The following is a 23,479-nucleotide window of genomic DNA, read 5'->3' as shown; positions in this document are numbered from 1 at the left end:
CAAACTGTATTATTGAAAACTTTCAGGAGATTAAAGACGAGCTTATCGCCAAAGATCGCTTCTTCTCCTTTGACACAAATACCGAATTCTCGCTCATCTCATCGGCAAGGATTCCTCGTGATCTTGCCTTGGAGGGTACGCTGAAGCTCAAGGAAATCAGCTAGGCTCAGGACTCATTAATTGCCAAAAGGGTAAAAAGTTCTTATTGTCGGCATAGGGAGGATGCCATGAAGGAACTTTTTTATCTTTCTCATGAACAGATTGCTCGTATCAAACGCTACTTTCCTCGTTCCCACGGCATTCCGAGAGTCGATGACAGGCGTGTCGTCAGCGGCATTATCTATGTCATCAAGCATGGCCTGCAATGGAAAGATGCCCCGCGCGAGTATGGACCATACAAAACTCTCTACAATCGTTTTATCCGCTGGAGCCGATTGGGTGTCTTTAACAGGATTTTTGCGGAGCTTGTTGAACAAAACGGCTCCACAACACGCTTGATGATTGATACCACACATCTCAAGGCACACAGGACAGCAGCAAGTTTGCTGAAAAAAGGGGCCTTTCCCGATGTATCGGACGCACAAAAGGCGGCCTGAATTCAAAACTCCACGCTGTCTGCAATGCCTTCGGTCAACCGTTGGCCTTCCATCTGTCCGGCGGTCAGGTGAGCGACTACAAAGGCGCTGCTGTCCTGCTTGATACTCTGCCGCAGGCCAGGGAGCTTCTGGCGGATAGAGGCTATGATGCCGACTGGTTTCGTCATGCCTTGTCCCGTAAAGGAATCACGCCGTGTATTCCTGGCAGACACAGCCGAAAAACTCCGGTGGTCTATGACAAGGAGGTTTATAAGCAGCGGCACAAGATAGAAATCATGTTCGGCCGACTCAAGGATTGGCGCAGAATAGCCATGCGTTATGACCGTTGTGCACACACGTTCTTTTCGGCCATTTGTCTCGCTGCCATTGTCATCTTTTATATTTAATGAGTCCTGAACCTAGATCCATGCTGATGGATATTCCTCGTTCCCGACGTTCGCACTGGTGCAGGAGAAGGACGGCAAGGCCTTGAACTGCCTGTGGAAGAGTTATGGTTCTGCCCGAAGCGAATCCAGTGACTGTGGGCTTTTTTGCGTTGTCAGCGTTTCAGCTTTGCATCTCCTGCGTGGTCGACCATCTCGGTAAGGATGTGGAGTCATCTTGAAACCGCGCCAAGAGTGTGACGGTGGAATAGGCCACGGATGGCCTACCGTGGCATGAAGGCACTTCCTGGATAAGTCGGCTATTCTTTACCCGGAGTAAGCCTTCTTCTGTTTTGGAGTATGTATGAGTAAAAATATCAAAGAGAAGATCAGGCAGAGTCAGTTCGTCGTGAACTACGGCCGTATGTGGCCCTTCGTGAAGCCCATTTGGCCTATCGCGTTGCTGTCTCTTCTCATTTGTGTCCCTGTTGGCGCTCTGGATGCCGCAATAGCTCTATTTCTCAAGCCTTACACAGATATCGTTGTGGTAGGCAAAAATATGGAGGCGCCATGGTACATCCCTCTGCTTATCGTCGGCTTTACCACGGTGCAGGGTCTGCTGAACTTCGGAGGCGTCTACCTTAACTCGTGGGTCGGCGGCAAGCTTACGATGTCTCTGAGAGAGCGCCTGTATGATAAGCTCCTTCAGATGGAACCCGGTTTTTTTGACAAAACAAGTTCCGGCGAAGTAATGTACCGCTTCAATAATGATGCAGAAAAAGCCTGTGCCGGCTTGCTGGGAAACCTGAAAAGCTTCATCTCCCGTATTTGTTCCTCTGTTGCTCTTATTGGCGTGCTGCTCTATAATTCGTGGCAGCTTTCTATCCTGGCCATCGTTATCCTAGTCGTGGCGGTGGCACCGCTCACCCGCGTAAAAAAACTTATCAAGTCTCTGGTCTCCAAAGATACTGCGGGCATGGCCAAGGTGAATACCATCTACAACGAAACGTTTTCTGGCAACCGCACTATTGCCGCGTATAATCTGCAGAACAATCAGAAGGCTCAGTTCAATCGTATACAGGAAAATCTCTTTGATTTTCGCATTGCCATAACGCGCCGTACTGCGTGGCTTTCACCTTTTATGCACTTTGTCGTGTCCATTGGCCTCGGTCTTGCTATCGCCTTCGGCAGCTGGCTCATTGTGGAAGGAAAGATCACTCCCGGCAACTTCGTCTCCTTCCTTACCGCGCTCCTCATGCTGTATACTCCGCTGAAGAATATCTCCAATGTGGCGATTTCCGTACAGCAGTCCTTCCTTGCCATTGAACGAGCCTTTGAAATGCTGGAGCGTCCGGTATATCTACCTGAAAAGAAAGAACCTAAGGAAATCGGCAAAATTAAAAGAGGCATTTCCTTCACGAACGTGACTTTTGCCTACAAGAAGGGCGTCAATGTTCTCAAGGGGATAGATCTTGATGTCAAGGCGGGCGAGATGCTTGCTCTCGTGGGTAATTCCGGCGGTGGCAAGAGTACCATCGTGAGCCTGCTCCCTCGATTCTATGATGTTACCTCCGGCAGCATTTCCATAGATGGTGTGGATATCCGTGATTTCAGTCTGTACGATTTGCGCCAGCATATTGCTATGGTGTTTCAGGATAATTTTCTGTTTGAAGGGACTATTAAGGAGAATATCCTTCTGGGAAAGCCAGATGCTACCGACGAGGAAGTCGCGCTGGCTTTGGAACGCGCCTGTCTTACTGAGTTTGTAGCCTCTTTGAAAGATGGTGTGAACACCTCCATCGGTGAACGTGGCATGCTCCTTTCCGGCGGTCAGAAACAGAGAGTCGCTATTGCCCGTGCCTTCCTCAAGGACGCCCCTATCGTTATTCTTGACGAAGCAACCTCTGCTCTCGACAATAAGTCGGAAGGCATAGTCCAGCAGGCCATCGACAACCTCATGAAGGATAAAACCGTGTTCGTCATCGCGCATCGTTTGTCCACTGTGAAAAACGCCAACCGTATCGCTGTCATCAATGAAGGCGAGCTTGTGGAACTCGGTACTCATGAAGAGCTAATGGCAATATCCAATGGCAAGTACCGCACGCTGTATAATATGCAGTTCAAGGATTCTGTGACGGAGTCTGAGAACGTTGCCTGATGCGTAACTCTGTAGTCGTAACATTATCTTCCTTTTGAACGAAAGTCAGGCCCATCCCTTCAGGGGGGGGGGAGGATTTGGTTAAAAGCCCCCCAGCTAGGCTTGGGGACGAAAACTTATAGTTATGAGAGTGTTATAATAACCCCTTTTGACTAGCTAAAAAGGAGGTGCAGTCTGACAACTGCGCCCTGAAGCAAATCAAAAGGAGGTCCCCCCCAAGATGAGTGCATCGGCGTTTGCCGGATATTTAAAATGTCCTGACAGTGCTTGTGGATTTATTTAAAAAGGTAGTATAACATTTTGGAACGCGATAACCAAGGAAGAAGAGCATTATGAATAATATATTAAAAAATAGTTTTTACTCTACTTCAATTATACGAAATATATGTAAATATTTGCGTATAATGCGAGGGTGTCCTTTATTAAATGATTTTAAATTTGACTATATAATGAGTTTAGGAAACGCATGTCGTCCTGCAGCAGCTCTTCGTAGAAATAATTTGCGTTTTTACTCATCTCCATTTGATTGGATGATGAATTACAGTCTTAGTACTATAACAGATTTTTTTGAAAATGGATTTCATGATTTTTTTATTAATCATATTGATTTAAATATGGATAAAAATAATTTTAGAAGAATTCAAGATGTAAAAACAGGTATGATTTCTATGCACTCTTTTCCTACGGATATACCAATAGAAGAAAGATATTTGCAATTTTTTGAAATTATGAAAAGAAGATTTGATCGTTTAAAAAAAATAATTCATAATTCACAAGAAATATGCTTTATCTCTAATAGAGATGGACAAGTGAAAAATATAGAAAAATTTTTGCTCGATATGGATAGACTATTTCCTAACAAAATATTGGTATATATAAATATAGAAAATTCTGTAGAAATAGGAATTTCTTATAAAAAATAAAGACAAATTGTTATATTTATAATTTTCACTTTAATGATGTACACCCTGATGGGGCAGGACCTGAAAACCCAAAATTTTGGCTTGGCAATACTAAAGAATGGGATAAAATTTTAAAAAAAATACAGTTAAGAAAAACTGCTAGGAGTAATGATGCTAGCTCTGAAGATAAAGTTTGTAGATAAGAAATTATAATGATCAACTAAAAAAAGACTATCATAATTTATACTAAGGCGTTGAATATTGATAGATCTGTCATTAGTGAAAGAAAAATACCATTAAAGAATAGGACAGAATTAGGGTGTGTCTGCAAAAACAGTTCACGAAAAGAGGAAAGTCAGGTTAGGTAAGGTTTTCATCGTGTTACGACAGGGCAGTGTGCTACTATGACATCCCTGAAGCCCTCTGACTCAGACTTGAGCCTATACTGTCGACAGAAGGCTCTCCTCGAGGAGAGCGACCGACTGGTGACATCAGAAACTTTCTCAATGCTGTAACATTGGATGCTGCGAGCCGGATCTCCATGGCGAACTTTGCCAGAAAAATATGGTTCGTGGAAAACTGTATATTTCCGATTCAGGCGTTGGCAGAAAAGAGGATATCTGACCGTTATCCTTGAGCTTCTTGCCTTGCAGGCTGACATGAACTACATCATGATTGATGGGATATACGTTCATGCTTATAAGCATAGTGCCGGAGCTCGACATGGCTCTGGAATCAATCAGGCTCTCGGCCGAAGTCGTGGCGGCGTTACCTCCAAAACCCATGCGGTAGTGGATGCTCTCGGTAATTTGATAGCTTTTACTGTCACGGCAGGACAATACTCCGAGTATCCTCAAGCCAGTAGCCTTCTAATCCAGTATCATAACACAACAATTCTAGCCGATAAGGGCTATGACAGCAGGAGTCTCATCGATACGCTTCACCAGCAGTGATGTGAATCAGTTATTCCCTCAATAATGACGAAATATTATCTCTGTACAATTGATAGTATCTCTACAAGGAACGTCATCTTATAGAGATATTTTTCAACAAGATTAAAGAATATCGTAAAATTGCAACAAGTTATGGTAAGTTTTCAGAGGATTTTTCGGCCTTTGTATGTCTATATGTTTCACTTATCTGTTTTCGATAAGAGGTTTGCAGACACGCTCTAGAAAAGTTGCGTGTAGATAAAAAGAACTCGAAAAAGGAAAAGAGCTTGACGCCAAGCTAGAAACATACTTCACCAAACAGCGACAAACGGAAGATCTGTTTGTCCTATGGAACCGACAGCCTGAAAGCTATGGCTCCCGCCAACAATTCATTAAGCCCTGTGATCCTGTCATGGGGCTTTTTCATTTTTTATATAGAAATAGTATCAGATAGGAGGTTTTATTATGATTACTGACTATCTGAAAGCCGGTTTCCCCGCCATCCTGTTACAAACTCAGGAACCGCATCGAGCGGATGAACTCATGAGGAAGATTCCCGAATGGCAGATATGCCGTTGGGATTGTGTCTCCGGTGTTCACGGCATGGCCCCGTCATCCTTCACTCTCAACGAAATCCAAAACCCTGTCGAAGCTGTTCAATGGCTTTCCACTGTGAAGGATACGGTGCTCATCGCCCATGGACTCCAGCACTTTCTTGACGATCCTGTCGTCTGCCAGTCCATTCTGAACGGAATTCTTCTCTGGAAAAGTGTCGGCAACTGTCTGGTCATGGTCTCCCCATTGCCGACTCTTCCGATTCAACTCCAACCATTCTTTCATCTCATCGAGATGAAGCTGCCCGATGAAGAGGCGTTGATGCGCCTGCAGGCCGAGATCGGCGAAACCACCAACATCAGGACAAACCGCAAAGCCTCAAGGCTCGCCACAGGTTTGACTGAATTTCAGGCAGAAACTGCCTTCAGCTTATCGCTGGTGAAAAAAGGCTATTTCAGTTCCAAGGTCATCACTGAAGCCAAAGCGCAGATGATTAAGAAATCTGGTCTGCTGGAGCTTTATCCCTCTGCCGACATGCAGAACGTAGGTGGCCTGAAAAGACTGAAAAGCTACATCCAGAACCGCGCACAGGCCTACTCCCCTGACTCGTCGCTTCCCAGGCCCAAAGGAATCCTTCTTGTGGGCATTCCGGGAACAGGCAAGTCACTGTCCGCCCGTGCCGTTGCTTCCATGCTGGATTTTCCTCTGCTTCGTCTGGACATAGGGCAACTCAAAAATTCCCTTGTCGGCGAATCGGAACGAAGAATCAGAGAAGCAACCAAGATCATAGACGCCTTCGGCAACTGTGTCCTTTTCCTCGATGAACTCGAAAAAATGTTCGGAGGAGTCAAGGGCAACGGAAGCAGCGACGGCGGAACCACCAGCGGCATGTTCTCTCATTTCCTCACATGGATGAATGATCAGAACAAGGCGTTCATCGTGGCCACGGCAAACAACATCAGGGAACTGCCTGCGGAGTTTTTGCGCTCCGGCAGATTTGATTCCATCTGGTTTGTCGATCTTCCCGCTCTTGAGGAGCGAAGGGAGATCATTGCCATCATGAACAGAAAATACGGAACTGCCATGCCCCTTGAGTGGGCGGAGCAGCTGAACGGATACACAGGTTCCGAACTGGAACAGATCGTCAGGGATTCCCTCTTTGACGGTCTGGAAGAAGCCAGAAAGAACCTGATTCCGCTTTCCCGAACCATGAAGGAAGAGATTGACGCCTTGCGTTCCTGGGCCATGTCCAGAGCAAGAATAGCCAATACCCCCGACGAGGCTCCTCAGGAAGTGAGAAAAATCCGTTCCGTAGCCAGAAAACCTCTTACCCCGGCCAAGTGAGGCAACCATGTCGCACATCGCTAAAATCAAACTTCAGATCAAAGACCTGAACCTTCTCAAGAAAGCCTGTGAACGGCTCGATCTTCGCTTCGTGGAGAACCAGAAAACCTATACGTGGTATGGGCGTGTGGTGCATCCCGAAGACCTGAAGATTCACACGGACATCACCGAGGAACAACTCGGCAAATGTGACCATGCCATACAGGTTCCCACGGCCAAACTCGGCTATGAGATCGGCGTTATCAGACGCGGTGATGAATACATCCTGCTCTTTGACGACTGGGATCAGGGACTCAGAAAGGCTGTCGGCCATCATGGCGAACTGCTCAAGCAGGCATATACGGCGGAAGTCGTAAAAGCCCAGGCAAAACGCCACAACTATTTCTACTCGGAAAAGAAGGTCGACAATACCCTGAGAATCACCCTGACCGCGGTATAGGAGAGCACCATGAAAACCATCACCATTTCCATCGACGCCACAGGCGAAGTCACGCTGGAAACTTCCGGCTTCAAGGGCAAAACGTGCCTGGAAGCTTCGGAATTCATCAAGCAGGTTCTCGGCGAGGAAATCTCCCGTGAACTGACGCCTCTTTCCTATATTAATAGGGAAGGGAAAGAAGTGACCCGTCATGTTCCCGTGTGCAGGAACGGCGGTTATTCCATCCATTAGGAGTCCGACGTGTCGTATTCTGATATCTTCAAGGATGCGGCGCTTCTTCAGCTCACGGCAACCTGCTGGAGCATTGACAGAAAACTGCCGCCCGCACTTCTGGCTGAGGTCGGAAACGTGGACTATCTGAAAGGGAGAAAACTTCTCCTTGATCCGGAATCCACGGCTCCCATCAAACAAATAACCGGCAAAGCCCGAAACTACATCCGAAAACTGGCCTTGCCATTTCCCATTCGAGGCTGCGTACTCGTTCCACGGAAGCTGATTCCTGCCATACAGGATCAGCTTTCAACGTTTAAAAACGATTACGAATGTTCCGTGGAAAGTTTTCTCTACTGGTATCCTTCCGCCATTACGGAAGCAGCGGAGAAACTGGGAGAACTCTTCGATCAGCTGGACTACCCTTCTGCCGATCAGCTGAAGGGACGCTTTCGCTTTGAATGGCGTTACCTCACGGTCGGCCCGTCCACATCCCGAATACTCCCTGCCTCTCTGTACCAGGAGGAAATGACCAAGTTCAAGGAACTCATGGCGCAGGCACGTCAGGAAGCCGAAGAGGCGCTGAGAATGGAGTTTGTCGATCTGGTATCCAATCTGACCGACAAGCTGAACGGAACCGACGGAACGCCAAAACGCCTCCGATCTTCCGCTGTGGAAAACCTGCATGAGTTTCTGTCTCATTTCGACGACAGGAACATCTTTCAGGATGAACAGCTGGAGTCGCTGGTGCAGCAATGCAAAAGCATTGTGGACGGCGTATCGCCCGCACGGCTTCGTACCGACGTTTCCTTCAAAACGGAAATGCACGGAAAAATGAGCGAGCTGCTTGCTGCCATTGATCAGTCGCTGGAGAATCTTCCCCGAAGAAAAATCCGCATGAGCGATTAAGGCACAGGCTTGTTCCCGTCACAATTCAAAAGGGTGGCGGGATCTCTCGCCGCCCTCCTTTTCGGAGGAATCATGACCACTCTGAGACTCTCCAAGTCCAAAATCGGCACATTTACCCTGTGCCCTCAGAAGTACCAGTATACATACGTCGATAAGATCATTCCTGAAAAAACTCCGAAGGCCATGCTGGAAGGCTCTGCACTTCATCATGTCATCGAGAACACCATCGTGTATGGTGACAAGATTGCAGAAATTTCCAGAGTGGCATCCGACGAATTCTGGAAGGACATCGAGCTGACGGGCACAGAATATGAAAGCCCGGAAGCCATGAAAAAAGCTCAGGACAGCGTACTCAAAGAAGCTGAAACATTTCTCTCGCAGATAGCCCCTCTCAATCCCGTGGATATGGAAACGTACTTTGAGTATCCGTTGTTCAATCCTGAGACAGGTGAGGTCCATGAGAACATACTGCTTCGCGGATACATGGATCTCATAGACTGCACAGATGACGGAATTTACCGAGTCATAGATATCAAGACTTCGGCACGAACTCCGTTTGACTGGCAGGCAGATCGTTCCCTGGAACTCAGTACCTATGCGTACCTTCTGGCCAGTCGTTTCGGCTGGAACAGTTGTGTTCCGGTTTCTTATCTGTACCTTGTCAGAACTAAAAATCCCAAAGTCGTATGGCTCAACTCTGCACGGAGCAGAAAGGATTTCCAGCAGACATACTCCATGCTGCTGTCCATATCCCAGGCTATCCTGCAGGGGAACTTTTATAAAAATATCGGAATGCACTGTTCCTGGTGTCAGCATCAGGACATATGCTTCCAGTCAAAATCCATAATGTGAGGTTATCGTATGGAATTTTCCTATGCATCAGATGATATACGTGAATTGGCAAAAGCGCTTCTGAATGTGCAGAGGCAGCTTCAACCTGCTATAAAAGATGCCGTCAATCCTTTTGTCAAAAACAGATACGCGACACTGAACAGTATTATGGACTGTTGTCGCTCCGTATTGATTGACAACGGCATTCTGCTGGTTCAGCACCAAGTTCCCGCCGAACCCGGATACTGCGGCATTGTCACCAAGCTTGTTCATGCGGACACTGGTCAGTATCAGGCAGGTCTGGCCATGATCCCGCTGGCAAAAAATGACGCTCAAGGTTTTGGCTCTGCCTGTACCTATGGGCGACGCTATGCTCTTTCTGCCATGCTCGGCATAGTCACGGAAGAAGATGATGACGGCAATGCCGCATCCTTTCCACAGGAAAAGTGTCCGTCACGGCGTACTTCCCGGTCGCAGTCTTCGACCGCACAAAAGAAAATACCGCTGAGTCAGATACTTTCGTCCTTGAATCTTGCCGACTACATTCCCCATTACCGGAAATACCTGGAGCAGCTCTACGGCTGTCCTGTGGAGAGCATGACTAATGAGCAATATCAGGAACAGGTTGAAATACTTAGAGAATGTAAGGGAAGTCCCTTGGCTATGCGGGGATTGATCAAAACCCTCAACCCCTACAGAAAACCGCAACCCATCAGACAATAGCTTCGACAGGCTAAAACAAAAGCCCTCTTTTACATCAAAAGAGGGCTTATTTTTTGTGTTGTAAATTTTTTATGTTTTTATATAGAAATGGTATTAGTAGTTTATTTTTTTTGTTTAACATTCAACAATGGAGTTAGTTATGGCTTCTTTTCAAGATCAAATTAGTGAACTGAGTGATCAAGTTTTTGAAAAACTCAACATCAATACGTTTCCACTTGTTCCTGTAGATGAAAGCAGAAGGGAATATGAAGAAAATAAGGAATACGAAATTCCCGTTGACCTTATTTTCGACAACCCATGTGAAATTCGTAAGCACATGGATATGGAAGAGCTTGAGACTCTGAAGAACAGCATCAAAGCCACTGGTCAGAACAGCAGCATTATCCTTACGGAAGCGACTGTCGGAGATAAAGCAAAGCCGGAGCTGTCTGAGAAGCGGATATATCTGATTTCCGGTCAGCGTCGGTTGCGTGCCTGTCGAGAACTTGGATTTAAGACTATCCGGGCCAGATTTATTTATTCCAATCTCAGAAATGTCTGTCTGGAAGATAACATTGCCAGAGCAGATATTCATTACATCGACATGGCCGAGTACATAAATAAGTATCACCTGACGACAAAGTATCTTACTGAGACGCTTCATATATCGAAACAAACGGTTTCAGATTATAGAACGTTGATGAATCTTGATGAAAAAATACGTAATAGCATACGACAAAGACACGATATTCCAAAACGAGACATGCTAATCATTGCAAGAAAGAAGGAGGATAAGCAAATGGAAGCGTTCAATAATTACATGGAAAAAAAGGAAAACAAACCTATGAGACAGAAAAAAGACCCGAAGAGTAAAGCCTATTATGATATCAATAAATTATATATGTATCTGTCGAACAATTCTGATCTTGCACAAGAAGATCTTACAGATGTGTATGAAGTTGCACAGAAAATTGTAAATTTAATAGAAAAATATAATGAAAATGAATATATAAATTTTGTAAATGGTAATGAAGAAAGCGTATAATATATGGTAATATCGGAGAAGACGGTATATATTTTACCGTCTTCTTAAAAAATAAAATAAGTTAACTTGAAATGTATTACATAAATATATCAAGTTTTATATGCAAAAGAGGAAGACATGGCATTTGTAATTCGAAAAAATAGTGAAAATCTTATTGATAAATTGGAAAAAGCTGGTCACTTTAGAAGAAGATTTTTAGAAAATTGTTCTTCTTTTATGTATGTTATTAATAAGATAAATGAAAATACAGGTGAAATTACACAAAAACCTATTGGATTTTATAGATGTAAAGATTGTATGTGTCCTATATGTAGCGATATTAAATTGTATAAAATTAAAAATGATCTGATTAGTAAGATAGAAAGTATGGATACTTGTAATGCAATATTTTTTACAATTTCACCAAAAAGAGTTGAAATCAAATATATTAAAGATTTAATAAATGTATTAAGAGGAACATTTACAAAAATAAAAAATAATAAATTTTTCAGAAATAGAATTTCAGGATATATTACATGTATAGAATTTGGAAGTATCACTGATAAAAACTATATTCATATACATATGCATTGTGTATTATTCATGTCAAATAGCGTAAAAGGTAGAAATTTTATAAAAAATACTGATTTTAATAGTATAGTATGTGATATATTTGATAGCATTGCGTATAAGTTAAAATTTACGCCATATATGGTAAATAAAATAATATATGAAGTTTCTTGTGAAGAAAATTACATACCAGTTCAAACTAATATACAGTCAATTACAAGCATAAGTAAAATAATTCAAAAGATGAAATATATACTAAAGTCAAAGGATTTAGAAAATCTCATATTATCGTTAAATAGAAGATCTTTAACTTCGTTTATAAGTCAAATTGTAAATATGAAATATGTAACTAGAGGCGGAATATTTAGCAAAAGTAATACTAAACATAATATATCTTCTGCTGACTTCGCAGCAGAGTATAAAAATTGTTATTTACTTAATAGATTAGATACAGAAAAATATATTCAAAAAAATAAGGAAAAATTTCTTCTATGGAAGAGTACGGATACTTTTTATTCAGAAATTGGAGGAGTCTGAGTTATAGTATAGACAGATTGATCTCCATAAAAAGTCTCCGACTCAGAGTTACATGAATCTGTACGTGCATTATATAATAACATATTGAAATATATGTGTTTATAGTCGATTTTAAAAGATAAATTTGTGATCAGAAGTTTCTATACTATTAAATAAGGTTGCCCTCTGGCATTTACGACGCCCTATATCCCCATGCCGAATGGTATGGGGAATTTTTTAACTGAGCGACAGGTGCCCTCCTCCCATGCGTCCATTGGATGCGTTTTTCAGGGGAAGAAGGCGTGAAAAAAACGGGAAAAAGATCATGTCCCTTTGACTCTTGTTGATTTTTACATAACTAATTGAAATTATTTATTTTTTGTATAAATGACAGGGATGTATGAAAAGATGTATTCTCCATAAGCAAACTACAGTATTTTATATAAATATCAATATGTTATCTTGTCAGTTCAAATCCCTCTCCCGCCAGAAGAGCAAAACATGTCCCCGCAGTTCGTACAGGCTGCGGGGATTCGTGTTTTAAGCCGTCGGGGAGGATGGGCCTTTGCCCAGAGCGTTTTTTGCGTTCTTGTCGTGCCATCTCCCGTCATCTCAGCGCCCGGGGCCCCGGGCGACGCCAGGAGCCCGGCCGACGGGCATGAACAGCCGGAATTCATTTCCGGCGTTAAATGAAATGCCCGTCGTGCAAGTTACGCGACAGTACAGTGTGTCCAGAGCAGACGGGAGGCAGAGTTGCTCAGGCGGCTAGAAAATGTCGCCCCGGGCGACGCCAGGAGCCCGGCCGACGGGCATGAACAGTCGGAATTCATTTCCGGCGTTAAATGAAATGACCGTCGTGCAAGCCCCGGGTCTGTAAAGCGTATCCGGGGCCGACGTGCCGAAGTGGCAGAGCTGTTTTTTGTTGCCAGAGGGGCACACCTTGAAGGATGTTCAAAGCCATCTCCCACAAAGTTTCAAAAAGTCCCATAAGGTATCTGACACCTTGTGGGACGCTGTTTAAGTCTTCAGGCATCTGCGGGAGCGGAAGCGACCGAAACAGAAAACTACCTGTTTTACGGGTGCTCCTGACGCTGCGTTCCTGGGATGTGCGGAGCTGGTTCGTCATTGCGAACTCGAAGCAAGCATCATGGAAAACACTGGCCCGGATTACGCTCCAAAAATTGACGCGATCATGCGGGATATTCCGGCCCGATGCCGATCTACGCAGGATTCGCTGGATTTTGCCCAAGATATTCTCCGGCTCATCGAACAGGAAGCCCAGAAGGAACAGAAATCCACCGAAAGCTCAGTAGTATCCCCCTCGATAACTGCGCAGAATAACTCAGAACGAACCCAACAAGAGCCACAAACAGGAGGCGAACAACAATCGCTACATGAACTCGTACAGGCAACGGAAGAAGAGCTGCCACCCTCTATGGGTAAGCAGCTCTCCGACATGATTTCCGGCCAATGCTCCCCTAAGCAACGAAAGGGAATGAGCGTTGCAGTAACAGGCAAGCTCTCAACAACCGAACTTCCCGATGCGCTTATCGTGGAAGCTCAGGCCATATCCAGAGCCTTACGGACAAAACTCCAAGGGCTTCTGCAATCCCAGGTATTGCGGCGTTCCGGTCCCTCACGGCATGGAGAGACTCTCGACTCATGGTCTCTATAGACTCGCGGTTCATGATCCCAGACTGTTCATGAAAAACGAATCCGTCACAGGAATCGATACCGCCGTCCATATTCTTCTGGACATTTCCGGTTCCATGACCAGCCGTATCGAGCTTGCCTGTGCCGCCTGTTGCTCCGTGGCGCTGGCTCTTGCTGCTATTCCGGGCATCTCCGTGGGCGTTTCTGCTTTCCCTGCCGATCATAAGGAAGATGTTGCGGCCACAGTTTATCCGTTATTGCAACATGGTAAACGTATAACAAACTCATTCGCCGCAGAAGCTCATGGAAGCACTCCCATGACGGAAGCCCTGTGGTGGGTACTTGGGATGCTTTCGACACGCCCTGAACATCGAAAAATCATCTTGGTGGTGACGGGCGGCTACCCGGACGATCCTGAGACTGCAAAAGAAACGATAGCAGCAGCGCAACAGATGGGAATGGAGGTGCTGGGCATCGGCATCGATGCTCCGGTCATCAGCTCTATGATTCCCATCTCCGAAAACATCACCGACATCCGCGAACCGGCTCCGGCAATGTTCCGGCTTCTTCAACAACCTCTACTCGAAAAAGGGAGGTGACCATGGCGTCATCCATAAAAAAGACGACCTGGCTCGCGATAGGCATTCTGGTTCTTCAGATCGCTATAAAAATCGTGAAGGACTGTGACGAATAACAGGCAGGCTTTACGGATAATTATTTTTTGATCTTTTCCTAAAGTTGGGAAGATGAAATATGGATATGCTGTCAGAGTTCTTCCTGCTTCATGATGTATTCATCGACAGTGACGACAAAAGACGTGGATCGGAAATGACGGCAGTCCTCGAGCATGAGTTTTCTCGAATCCTTCATGCTGAAATGGCCGAAGCGGAAAGCGTCTTCGTTCCAGTAGGTGAGGATGGGAAATCCGTCCAGAGGGATGGAGTTTTCCGTCAGAAGCTCGTCGATGTGGTTTTGGGAATAGGACGCCATGCCGTTGTGATGGCGGAAACAGAAGGCGGGGTGGCGCTCCAGCCAGTAGGTCATGGCCTCTTCATGCGTCACGCCTTCAGGTTTGGTCAGCATGGCGATGCGTTTGATTTCAGGCGTCCGCAGGACGACGGGTCTGTCGGTATGCAGTTCCCGTATCATGTATTCCGTCACCCGATAGGCTCCGAGAATGCGCGCCTCCTCGTACAGATGCCGGATGGCGTTCCAGTCCGGCCCCTTGATCTCGTCCACGGCTTCAACGCCGTAGGGATCATCGCCGTTGGTCTCCTGGGTGAGGCAGTTCAACGTCTGTTCGGAAAGCATGTTGGCCCGGTATTCCCGCATGTCGGGAAGAGACGCAAGATCCTTCACATGGCGTTCCAGGTACCAGCGTTTCAGGGGCGTGCCGGAGGTCTTTCCGGTAAGGACGATGATTTTGTTTTTGCAGCAGGGATACTGGTAGAGGGGCATGCCGATTCCTCAAGAATCTGGCGGTCACGACGGCGTGAGCATCTTCCGATTCTGTCGCGGCCGCGTTGTGGAGGGAGTCCGGCGGAAGAGAGCGCTGCCCTCTGTCCGCCGGAACAGGGGAGAGTACGTGTTAGAGATCGTGAACCGCGTGCATGGCGGAACTTACGGCCGCAAGCACTCTGCCTGCCTTCACGCAGTCGCCCGCGGCGGAGTAGGGGATGCCAGCGGCGTCGAGATCGGAGCACAGCGTTTTGTCGGCTCTGGAGCCGAGGGCGATGACCACGGTGTCGAACGGACCGAGATCGACCGTTGACCCGTCCGCGCGGGAGGCGGCAATGCGGTTGCCTTCAAAGGCCTGCACCTTGTGCCCGGTAAACACGGAAACGTTGAGCGCGGCCAGACGTTTTTTCATGAAGTCCTGCATGACGGGGTGAATGCCCTGCGCAATGTCGTCCGCCATTTCCACGATGCTGACGCTGCGTCCCGTGCGGGCGATGTATTCGGCCGTTTCCGCGCCCACGAGTCCGCCTCCGATGACGGCCACCCGGGCTCCGGCGTCGTCGAGATGGCCGTCGAGCACCTCATCGGCGGAAAGATGCGGCACGTTTTCCAGTCCCCTGAAGGGAATGGAGAGGGGAAGGCTGCCGGTGGCGACGATGACTCTGTCGGCGTTGAAACTGCGGATGAAGTCTGCGTTCACGGGGCAGTTCAGGCGAATCTCGACGCCGACGTTTTCCAGTCGATGGAACATGTTGAACAGGTAGATGGCCAGATCGGTCTTGAACGGCGGCAGCGAGGCGAGGAAGAACTGTCCGCCCAGTCGGGAGCGCTTTTCGCACAGGGTGACGCGGTGTCCGCGGCGGGCGGCGTACCATGCGGCCTCCATGCCGGCGGGGCCGCCGCCGACAATGAGCACGCGAAGAGGCGTTTTTGCCTTCTCGTCTGAGCGGAATTCGCCCTCGAAGCCCATGAAGGGGTTCACGGCGCAGAGCGTGTCGAGGCCCACGCCGGTGCGCATGGCGCAGCCGTCGTTGCAGCCGAGGCAGTTGCGCACGGCGTTGAACTTGCCTTCGGCGCACAGTCTGGGCAGTTCGGGATCGGCAATGAGGGCGCGTCCCATGGCCACGAAGTCGGCAATGCCGCTCTGAATGATTTCTTCGGCCTGAAACACGGTCTTGATGCGCCCGGCAAGAATGAGGGGGAAGTCCGGCCCCACGGCCTGACGCACGGCAATGGCGCGCGCTCTGTTGATGATGTAGCCCTCGCTCGCCGGAGGAATCACGGTGTGATGCGTGGCGTAGTTGCCGGATACGATGTGGATGGCGTCGATGTCGCCCGTGGCGGCAAAGAGCGCCGCTGCCGCCGCGCCGTCCTGCAGCGGCAGACCGCCGGGCAGGCTTTCTTCCACGCTCATGCGGAATGTCACGGTGAAATCTCTGCCCACGGCCGCGCGCACGGCCCGTATGACTTCAAGACTGAGTCTTGCGCGGTTTTCCAGCGAACTGCCGTATTCGTCCTGTCGCTTGTTGGTGTAGGGCGAGAGAAACTGCGTGAGCAGATAGCCGTGAGCGCCGTGGATTTCCACGGCGTCGAACCCGGCCTCTCTGGCGCGCCGGGCGGCTGCGCCGAACTGCCCGACGATGACGGCGATTTCTTCCTTCGTCAGCACGTGAACGGGTTCTTCCGAATAGGCGACGGGGCAGTCGGAAGGGGCCACCACGGGCAGTCCGCTGACGGAGCTCCAGGTTTCGCGGCCCGCGTGATGAATCTGAACGGAAATTTTGCCGCCCTGAGCGTGGACGGCGTCGGTGAGACGCCTGAGGCCGGGAATCTTGTTGTCGTCGTCAATGCCCACGCCGTGTTCAAAGCCCTTGCCCTGAGGGGTGACGTAGGTGGCTTCCAGCGTGTAGAGGCCCACGCCGCCGCGGGCTCTTTCGGAGGCGTATGCGATGAGACGGTCGGTGACGAGGCCTTCTTCCGAGGCAAAGCGGGTCACCATGGGGGGGCAGATGATGCGGTTGCGCAGTTCCACGTTGCCGAGGCGCGCAGGTTCAAGACATTTCATGAAGCTCTCTCCGTTGGACGGATAAAGGATGAGCGGCGTCGGCAGAGATGCCCTGTTCCGCTCAGATAGAAAAACGTGATTACTTGCCTTCGCCGGCGGCGCGGATTTCTTCGGCCAGGGCGGCGATGTCTTCAGGGAAGCTCTTGACGGCGGATTTGGAAGCTTCGATCCAGCGGGCCTTTTCTTCGGGACTCAGGCGGGTGATCGTGACGCCGAAATCCTTTTCCATGGTTTCAAGCACCTGGGCGTTGCGTTCCTTATAAATGTTGATGACGTGCCGACGGTAGGCTTCCAGCGCCTTCGTGAACATTTCCCGGTCGGCCCTGGAAAGGCCGTCCCACCAGTCGGAGCTCGTGTAGGCCATGTACAGCACGGGCAGATGGTCGGAGAGAAGCAGGTTCTTGGCCACATCGACGATTCTCTGATTGACGAAGGCGTGCCATTCGAAGTCCACGGAGTCGATGACGCCCTGCTGCATGGCGGTAAGCACTTCCGAGGCGGCCATGGGCGTGGGAATGAAGCCGAGCGATTCCATGGCCGCAATGTGATATTTGGAGGAAGAGGTTCTGTCCTTGAGGCCGCGCGCGTCTTCCAGCTTGAGAATGGGCTTGTTGGAGAGAATGCCGCGGTAGGTGGCCAGAACGACGTTGAGAGGCTTGATGCCCTTCTTTTCGGCGAAGGTCCAGAGGCGTTCCACGGCCTTGGAATGGAAGGCCCTGTTCAGCTTTTCCTCGTCCGGAAGCAGATAGGGCACGTCAAAGGCGGAGAACTGAGGGATAAACTGACTGATATTGTTTACGGCATCGACAACGATCTGAATGCTGCCGAACTGGACTCCCTGAAAGGCCGTATCGGAAGCTCCGAGTGATGCTGCCGGGTAGATTTCCACCACATACTTTCCCTTGGATTCCTTTTCCACGAACGGTTTGAAGGCGTCCTTCATGCCTGCGAGAATGGGATCGCCTTCCGGGTTGCCGGTCCAGACCTTGATTTTTTTGGGGGCGGCCATGCCGTCGGACACGAAGGCGGTGCCGGCAAGACTCAGAGCAAGGGCCAGGGCAAGGGAAGCAAGACGAATTTTCATGGTTGCACTCCGTAGCATGAAACAGGATTACAAGAGGCACAGACTGAGGAACGGAACATAGGCCAGGATGAAGTTTGCCGCTATGATGGCTCCGATGAAGGGCAGAATGGCCTTGGTGAGGATGGCGATGTTCAGTCCGCTGATGCTGCATCCGATGAACAGATTGACGCCGACGGGAGGCGTGAGGCCGCCGAGGCACATGGAGACGATGAAGGCGATGCCGAAATGCACGGGATCGATGCCGTAGCTCGTTACTATGGGAACCAGAAGCGGGGCAAAGATGAGAATGATGGCGGACACTTCCACGAACATGCCGAGAATGAAAAGCATGATCAGCAGCACGGCCGTCAGCACGTGGGGACTCGTGGTGAGGGACTGTACCCAGTGCAGAAGGGAATCCTGAATATTGGCCAGCATCATGATGTTGCCGAGCGCGTTGGCGGTGACAAGAACCAGCATGATGAGGCCGAGCGTGGTGGCGGAATCCACCATGATTTTGCGGAAGACGGCCATGGTCATGGACTTGCGGATGAATTTTTCCACAATGAAGGAATAGACCACGGCCACGACGCCGGCTTCGGTAGGCGTGGTGATGCCGCCGTAGATGCCGCCGAGAATGATGACCGGCACGCCGAGAGCCCATTTTGCTTCGCGGAAGCTCGCCCAGCGTTCCCTGGCGCTGGCCTTGGGGAGCACGTTGCCGTAGTGGTTTTTGGCGCAGATGAAGCCTGCCGTGACCATGAGCATGAGAGCGACGAAGCAGCCGGGAATGATGCCGGCAAGAAACATGTTGGAAACGGATACCCCGCCGAAGGCGCCGTACAGAATCATGGGAATGCTGGGCGGAATGATGATGCCGAGGGCTCCGGAAGAGGCGTTGACGGCCGTGGCGAAGGATTTCGGATATCCTTCCTTTTCCATGGCGGGAATCATGGTTGCGCCGACGGCGGCGGTGGTGGCCACGGCGGAGCCGCAGAGCGCGCCGTAGAACAGGCAGGTGACGATGGTGATGTAGGCCATGCCGGCCTTTCTGTGACCGAGCATGCTCCGGCAGAAGTTCAGCAGCGTGTCGGCAAGGGTTCCGCGCGCCATGATGTCGCCGGAGAGCAGAAAGAAGGGAATGGCCAGAAGGGGGAAGGAGTCGAAGTTGTTGAAAAGCTTCTGAGTGAAGAACATCATGGATTCGTCGGCCCACCACAGCGCCCCGACGACGCCGATGCCGAGGGATACGCCGATGGGAACGCCGATGACCAGCAGTCCCACGATGATCGTGAACATGAGCGTCAGTTCATTCATGCCTGTTCCCCCGCGCCGTCCGGAACAGTTCCGGAAAGAAGTTCATAAATGTTTTTGAAGCATTGCAGCGTTGTAAGAAAGGCGCTGAAGGGAATGCATGCCCATACCACCCATATGGGAAGAGGAAGGGAGACGGCCGTCTGTTCGATTCTCCATACCTTCATGGTCATGGAGATTCCTTCATAAACAATAAAGATGAAAAATCCTGCGCATATCGCCTGAGAAAGGACTTCAAATACTTTTTTTATGAAAGGCGGCATGTATAAAAGAACGATGTCCACGCGAAGGTGCGCCTGGCGCTTCATGCCCATGGATACTCCGAGGTAGGAGAGCGCCAGAAAAAGAAAACGTCCGACTTCTTCGGCCCAGGGCAGGGAAAAACTGAATATATATCGTGTGATGACCTGCGCGAAGATGACAATGCACATCATGGAGAACGTCAGGATGATCAGTGCGCTCGTCATGCGGTCAATGCCTTTGAACAGGGGGTTCAGCATGCCTCCTCCGATCGTCAGAATGTTTTGAAAATCTTGCCGTGCGCATGTGGCCGATCCCGAAAGACCGGCCACATGGGGAGTTAGTTCAGTCCGAACAGGCGTTCGGCGTTTTCATGCAGAATCTTGGGAAGAACGATGGGATTGTATCCCTGCGCCAGGAACTTGGGCAGCGCCTGCGTGTAGTCGGCATAGGGGTAGGCCGAGGCGTAGCACATCTTGTCGCCGATGCAGGTGTTCACGGCCTCGACCAGCAGATCGGCGCCGGGGAGATGGCGGTAGATGGAGCTTTCAAAGTACAGGTTTTCGTGACGCCAGACGATGGCGATGAGTTCCTGCGTGAAGGGGAATCCGGCGTGGGAGAGCAGCACCTTGAGGTCGGGCAGGTCCGCGCAGATATGATCCACGGGAAGCGGGCTGCCCCATTCCAGATAGGAGCCGCAGCGGATGGGCAGGGGGCCGATGGTGATGATGACCGGAACGTTCAGTTCGGCGCACTTTTCATAGATGGGGTAGAAGCGCTTGTCGTCGGCGGTGGTTTTCAGGGAGAAGGGATCCACGGAAACGCCCTTGAGGCCGAGATCCTTGACGGCGTGTTCAATGTCGTCCTTCACGTGAGCGTTCAGCGGATCGGCACCGGCAACGCCGATGAAGACGGGATACTTGGCGACGAGGTCGGCGATGTATTCATTGGAAACATAGGCTCCGCCGGTGGAGCGCATGTCGCGTCCGGAACAGACCGCGCCGGTGATGCCCATTTTTTTGAAATACTTCATGGTCACGTCAAGCGGTTCAGGCTTGAGCGGACGGGTCTGGGTAATCCAGAAGTTGGCGGGTTCGGGGTTGATGTAGCATTCAAATTCAGGGGTCAGGGGACGGAAGCGGCAGTCGATGATGGCCATGAGAAAGCTCCTTTTGAAGGATGAAAAATGGTTTTGAGGACGTGTTTGAGGATTCGCCGGCGGGCGGGCCCGCGGCGTTGCCGATGCAGGGGATGGAAAGGGAAGGGGATTACTGCATGATGATGCCCATGGCGTACCAGAACGGAATCTGAATGAGACCGAACAGCAGGGTGAACCAGGCGATTTTCATGAGATGCAGTTTGATGAAGTCCTTCATGGTCATGAGTCCGAAGCCGAACATGATGAGATAGGCGGGCACTTCATGAGGAAGAAAGACGAAGTCGGTGGAGTAGATGATGGTCAGAAGGGAGGGCAGCGGATTCATGCCGAGCTGCAGCGAGAGGCTGGCGAAGGGTGCGGGGAGCACGGCCATCATGGCGCCGGGGGAGAGAATGAGGTTGACGAGGGTGCTGAGGAAAAGCATGAGGAACAGGAAGCAGTTCACGCCGATGCCGGAAATGTTTTCGGCGATTTTTCCGGCAAGCAGCTGCGTGAAGCCCAGTTTGGTTCCCACTATGCCTATGCCGAGGCAGGCGGCCACGAAGAATATGACGCCGAGGTTGATCTGGTTGATGCTTTTTCGCGTGCCTATGTTGATGCCGGGAACAAAGCAGAGCCAGGGCAGGGTCATGAAGGAGTAGTTTGCCGAAATGCCGTGCAGAGGTTCGGTGCTGATCCATATCATCAGAATTGCGAGAAGAACGGCGGCCTTCTTTTCCGCGGGAGACATGGGGCCGAGATTTCTGTATTCCTCCTCAAAGTACTGCTTTCCTCCGGGCAGAACGAAGGTGTGGCTTTTATAAATCTTCGTCAGCAGCCAGATGAAGGATACCGCCATGAGCACGGAAGGGCTGTTGTAGAGCATCTGATCGAGGAAGGACACGGAAAAGCCGGGGTCGATGGTTTTGACCTGCGTGACCATCATGGACATGGTGGACGGACGATAGGCAAAGAGCTTGACGTTGAGTCCGGCTATGCCGCCGACCATCATGATGAGAAGGGACTCCTTGGATTTGCCGAAGCCCATGGCCCGGCATATGCCGTAGGCCAGCGAGATGAGAAGAAGGTAATGGCCGCAGAAGGTGATGATGCCGAGAATGAGGCCGACGAGATACAGGGCATAAAGCGTTCTGTTGTAGGTGCCGCCGCAGGTTTTGATGATCCAGTACGCGATGCGCTTGAGAATGCCGCATTCGTCAAGGGCGTTGGTGAGCACGAAGGCGCCGAGAATCATCCAGAAGGTGTCGGTGGTAAACGGCGCATAGGCCGTCTGGATGGGAACGACATGGAAAATATAGTAGGCGACGGGAAGCAGCACGGATGGGATGATGACATCCATGAGGTCAAAGGCAACGATGCTGATGACGCATATGCTTAGCATGAGATAGGCGCGTATTTCCGGCGTGAACGTCTCGGAAACCGGAATGAGCATGATGGCAATACTTGTGAGTATGGTAACCAGCCATCCGATAATTTTTCCTTTTTCCATGGTTACGGACATACTATTCCCTTTTTTCGGAGTGTTTTTTTTCGGTGCGTTCCTCGTGAACGGCAGGGGGAAGGGCGTTCCCCCTGCGGCACGGAGGATCGGCGTATTCAGGAAAGGGTTATATTGAACAGTTCCGCGGCATTTTTATAGAGCAGTTTGGGAAGTACGCTTTCCTTGAACATGGATTTGAAGATGGCGAGGCTTTCCCCGATGGGCATGAGCGGGTAGGCGGAACCGAACAGAAAGCGATCCTGAAGCCAGGTGTTGGCTGCGGCAACGTAATCCTGCGCGCCGGAGTTGTTCATGAGGTACATGTCGGGGCACAGCCAGATGTTTTCCTGCCAGAAGCAGACGCCGATCACGGCCTGCACCCAGGGCCATCCGCCGTGGGAGACCATGAAGCGGGCGTTGGGGAAGTCTGCGGCTATGCGGCTGATGATTTCGGGATTGCTGTAGGAAACGTCGGGGCCGGCGCGGCCGCCGAGCATGAGAATGACGGGAATCTTGTGCGCCTGGCACATTTCGTAGATGGGATAGAGTCTGCGATCGTTGGCGTAGCGGGGAACGGGGCATGCGCCGGGTTCCATGGAAACGGCCTTGAGCGGTCCGTTGATCACGTATTTTTCCACATCGGCCATGGCCTGCGGCACGTCGGCGCAGTTCAGGCCTGCGGCGCCGAGAATGCGGCCCTTGTAATGGGCGGTCATGTCCACGAGATCGTCGTTGGGAATATTATAGCGGAAATGGCCGTTACGACCGGTCGCGAGTCCGCAGGTGATGCCGGCTTCGTCCATTTCCTTGAGCATGAGCTCTTCGGAAACCTGCTGAACGGATTCCGGGGAGGTCAGGCCGAATTTGGCGCTGAGAGCCTTGTTGCCGGCGGGGGAGAACTGCTGTTTGAAGCCTTTGAACGGAGGACGGAGTCTGACGTCGATAATCATGGTTTCCTCGATGGTTGGGGTAGGGGGGGAACAATCGGATGCAGTTT

Annotated in this window: 22 protein-coding genes; 14 read left to right on the top strand and 8 right to left on the bottom strand. The window is 50.0% G+C overall.

Annotated features, from left to right (window positions below; translation table 11 throughout):
- Positions 1–227 precede the first annotated feature (227 nt).
- The 14 genes from ABGT79_RS01900 (at position 228) to ABGT79_RS01835 (ending at position 14,302) form a co-directional block, all read left to right on the top strand.
- A protein-coding gene (locus tag ABGT79_RS01900) for an IS5 family transposase (protein WP_346664755.1) occupies positions 228–982 on the top strand; the annotation gives its coding sequence in 2 pieces (ribosomal slippage) (positions 228–561 and positions 561–982; 756 coding nt in all).
- A 340-nt stretch (positions 983–1,322) separates the two neighbouring features.
- Entirely contained in the window at positions 1,323–3,116 is a 1,794-nt protein-coding gene (locus ABGT79_RS01895; protein WP_346664754.1) for an ABC transporter transmembrane domain-containing protein, read from the top strand.
- 332 nt (positions 3,117–3,448) lie between these two features.
- Positions 3,449–4,039: a DUF1796 family putative cysteine peptidase gene (locus ABGT79_RS01890; RefSeq protein ID WP_346664753.1), complete on the top strand. Its 591-nt coding sequence runs from the start codon at positions 3,449–3,451 to the stop codon at positions 4,037–4,039.
- A 500-nt stretch (positions 4,040–4,539) separates the two neighbouring features.
- Positions 4,540–4,971 (top strand): IS5 family transposase, encoded by a 432-nt coding sequence (locus tag ABGT79_RS01885; protein WP_346664752.1) that lies wholly within the window; start codon positions 4,540–4,542, stop codon positions 4,969–4,971.
- A 444-nt stretch (positions 4,972–5,415) separates the two neighbouring features.
- On the top strand, positions 5,416–6,849 hold the full coding sequence (locus ABGT79_RS01880) for an AAA family ATPase (RefSeq protein ID WP_346664751.1): 1,434 nt from the start codon (positions 5,416–5,418) through the stop codon (positions 6,847–6,849).
- A 7-nt stretch (positions 6,850–6,856) separates the two neighbouring features.
- Positions 6,857–7,288 carry a DUF1257 domain-containing protein gene (locus tag ABGT79_RS01875; protein ID WP_346664750.1) on the top strand — a complete coding sequence of 144 codons (432 nt, stop codon included), beginning with the start codon at positions 6,857–6,859 and terminating at the stop codon, positions 7,286–7,288.
- Positions 7,289–7,297: 9 nt separating this feature from the next.
- Entirely contained in the window at positions 7,298–7,519 is a 222-nt protein-coding gene (locus ABGT79_RS01870) for a DUF2997 domain-containing protein (RefSeq protein WP_294484720.1), read from the top strand.
- A 9-nt stretch (positions 7,520–7,528) separates the two neighbouring features.
- Positions 7,529–8,407 (top strand): DUF3150 domain-containing protein, encoded by an 879-nt coding sequence (locus tag ABGT79_RS01865; RefSeq protein ID WP_294484722.1) that lies wholly within the window; start codon positions 7,529–7,531, stop codon positions 8,405–8,407.
- A gap of 72 nt (positions 8,408–8,479) precedes the next feature.
- Complete coding sequence (locus ABGT79_RS01860) at positions 8,480–9,259, top strand: PD-(D/E)XK nuclease family protein (RefSeq protein ID WP_346664749.1); 780 nt, start codon at positions 8,480–8,482, stop codon at positions 9,257–9,259.
- Between the two features lie 9 nt (positions 9,260–9,268).
- Positions 9,269–9,961: an ERF family protein gene (locus ABGT79_RS01855; protein ID WP_346664748.1), complete on the top strand. Its 693-nt coding sequence runs from the start codon at positions 9,269–9,271 to the stop codon at positions 9,959–9,961.
- 139 nt (positions 9,962–10,100) lie between these two features.
- Complete coding sequence (locus ABGT79_RS01850; protein ID WP_346664747.1) at positions 10,101–10,985, top strand: ParB/RepB/Spo0J family partition protein; 885 nt, start codon at positions 10,101–10,103, stop codon at positions 10,983–10,985.
- A gap of 117 nt (positions 10,986–11,102) precedes the next feature.
- A complete protein-coding gene (locus ABGT79_RS01845) occupies positions 11,103–12,071 on the top strand; it encodes a protein rep (RefSeq protein ID WP_346664746.1) in 969 nt (322 codons plus the stop codon).
- A gap of 1,126 nt (positions 12,072–13,197) precedes the next feature.
- Positions 13,198–13,725, top strand: coding sequence for a hypothetical protein (locus tag ABGT79_RS01840; protein ID WP_346664745.1), 528 nt, complete (start codon positions 13,198–13,200; stop codon positions 13,723–13,725).
- A 28-nt stretch (positions 13,726–13,753) separates the two neighbouring features.
- Positions 13,754–14,302, top strand: coding sequence for a VWA domain-containing protein (locus ABGT79_RS01835; RefSeq protein ID WP_346664744.1), 549 nt, complete (start codon positions 13,754–13,756; stop codon positions 14,300–14,302).
- 166 nt (positions 14,303–14,468) lie between these two features.
- On the opposite strand, the gene ABGT79_RS01830 is transcribed toward ABGT79_RS01835, so the two are convergent.
- The 8 genes from ABGT79_RS01830 to ABGT79_RS01795 form a co-directional block, all read right to left on the bottom strand.
- Positions 14,469–15,161, bottom strand: a complete 693-nt coding sequence (locus tag ABGT79_RS01830; protein WP_346664743.1) for a hypothetical protein — start codon at positions 15,159–15,161, stop codon at positions 14,469–14,471.
- A gap of 130 nt (positions 15,162–15,291) precedes the next feature.
- A complete protein-coding gene (locus ABGT79_RS01825) occupies positions 15,292–17,226 on the bottom strand; it encodes an FAD-dependent oxidoreductase (protein ID WP_346664742.1) in 1,935 nt (644 codons plus the stop codon).
- A gap of 79 nt (positions 17,227–17,305) precedes the next feature.
- Positions 17,306–18,310 carry a TRAP transporter substrate-binding protein gene (locus ABGT79_RS01820; RefSeq protein ID WP_346664741.1) on the bottom strand — a complete coding sequence of 335 codons (1,005 nt, stop codon included), beginning with the start codon at positions 18,308–18,310 and terminating at the stop codon, positions 17,306–17,308.
- A 27-nt stretch (positions 18,311–18,337) separates the two neighbouring features.
- Complete coding sequence (locus ABGT79_RS01815) at positions 18,338–19,606, bottom strand: TRAP transporter large permease (protein ID WP_346664740.1); 1,269 nt, start codon at positions 19,604–19,606, stop codon at positions 18,338–18,340.
- Positions 19,603–20,103: a TRAP transporter small permease gene (locus tag ABGT79_RS01810; RefSeq protein ID WP_346664739.1), complete on the bottom strand. Its 501-nt coding sequence runs from the start codon at positions 20,101–20,103 to the stop codon at positions 19,603–19,605. The genes ABGT79_RS01815 and ABGT79_RS01810 overlap by 4 nt, the downstream gene beginning before the upstream one ends.
- A gap of 80 nt (positions 20,104–20,183) precedes the next feature.
- Positions 20,184–21,002: an amidohydrolase family protein gene (locus ABGT79_RS01805; RefSeq protein ID WP_294487275.1), complete on the bottom strand. Its 819-nt coding sequence runs from the start codon at positions 21,000–21,002 to the stop codon at positions 20,184–20,186.
- 109 nt (positions 21,003–21,111) lie between these two features.
- Positions 21,112–22,491, bottom strand: coding sequence for an SLC13 family permease (locus ABGT79_RS01800; RefSeq protein WP_346664738.1), 1,380 nt, complete (start codon positions 22,489–22,491; stop codon positions 21,112–21,114).
- A 107-nt stretch (positions 22,492–22,598) separates the two neighbouring features.
- Positions 22,599–23,432 carry an amidohydrolase family protein gene (locus ABGT79_RS01795; protein WP_294487272.1) on the bottom strand — a complete coding sequence of 278 codons (834 nt, stop codon included), beginning with the start codon at positions 23,430–23,432 and terminating at the stop codon, positions 22,599–22,601.
- Between the last annotated feature and the right edge of the window lie 47 nt (positions 23,433–23,479).

The organism is uncultured Mailhella sp. (assembly GCF_963931295.1).
Classification (GTDB): domain Bacteria; phylum Desulfobacterota; class Desulfovibrionia; order Desulfovibrionales; family Desulfovibrionaceae; genus Mailhella.
The sequence above is the reverse complement of the archived record's forward strand: the minus strand, read 5'-3'. Positions and strand labels throughout refer to the sequence as shown.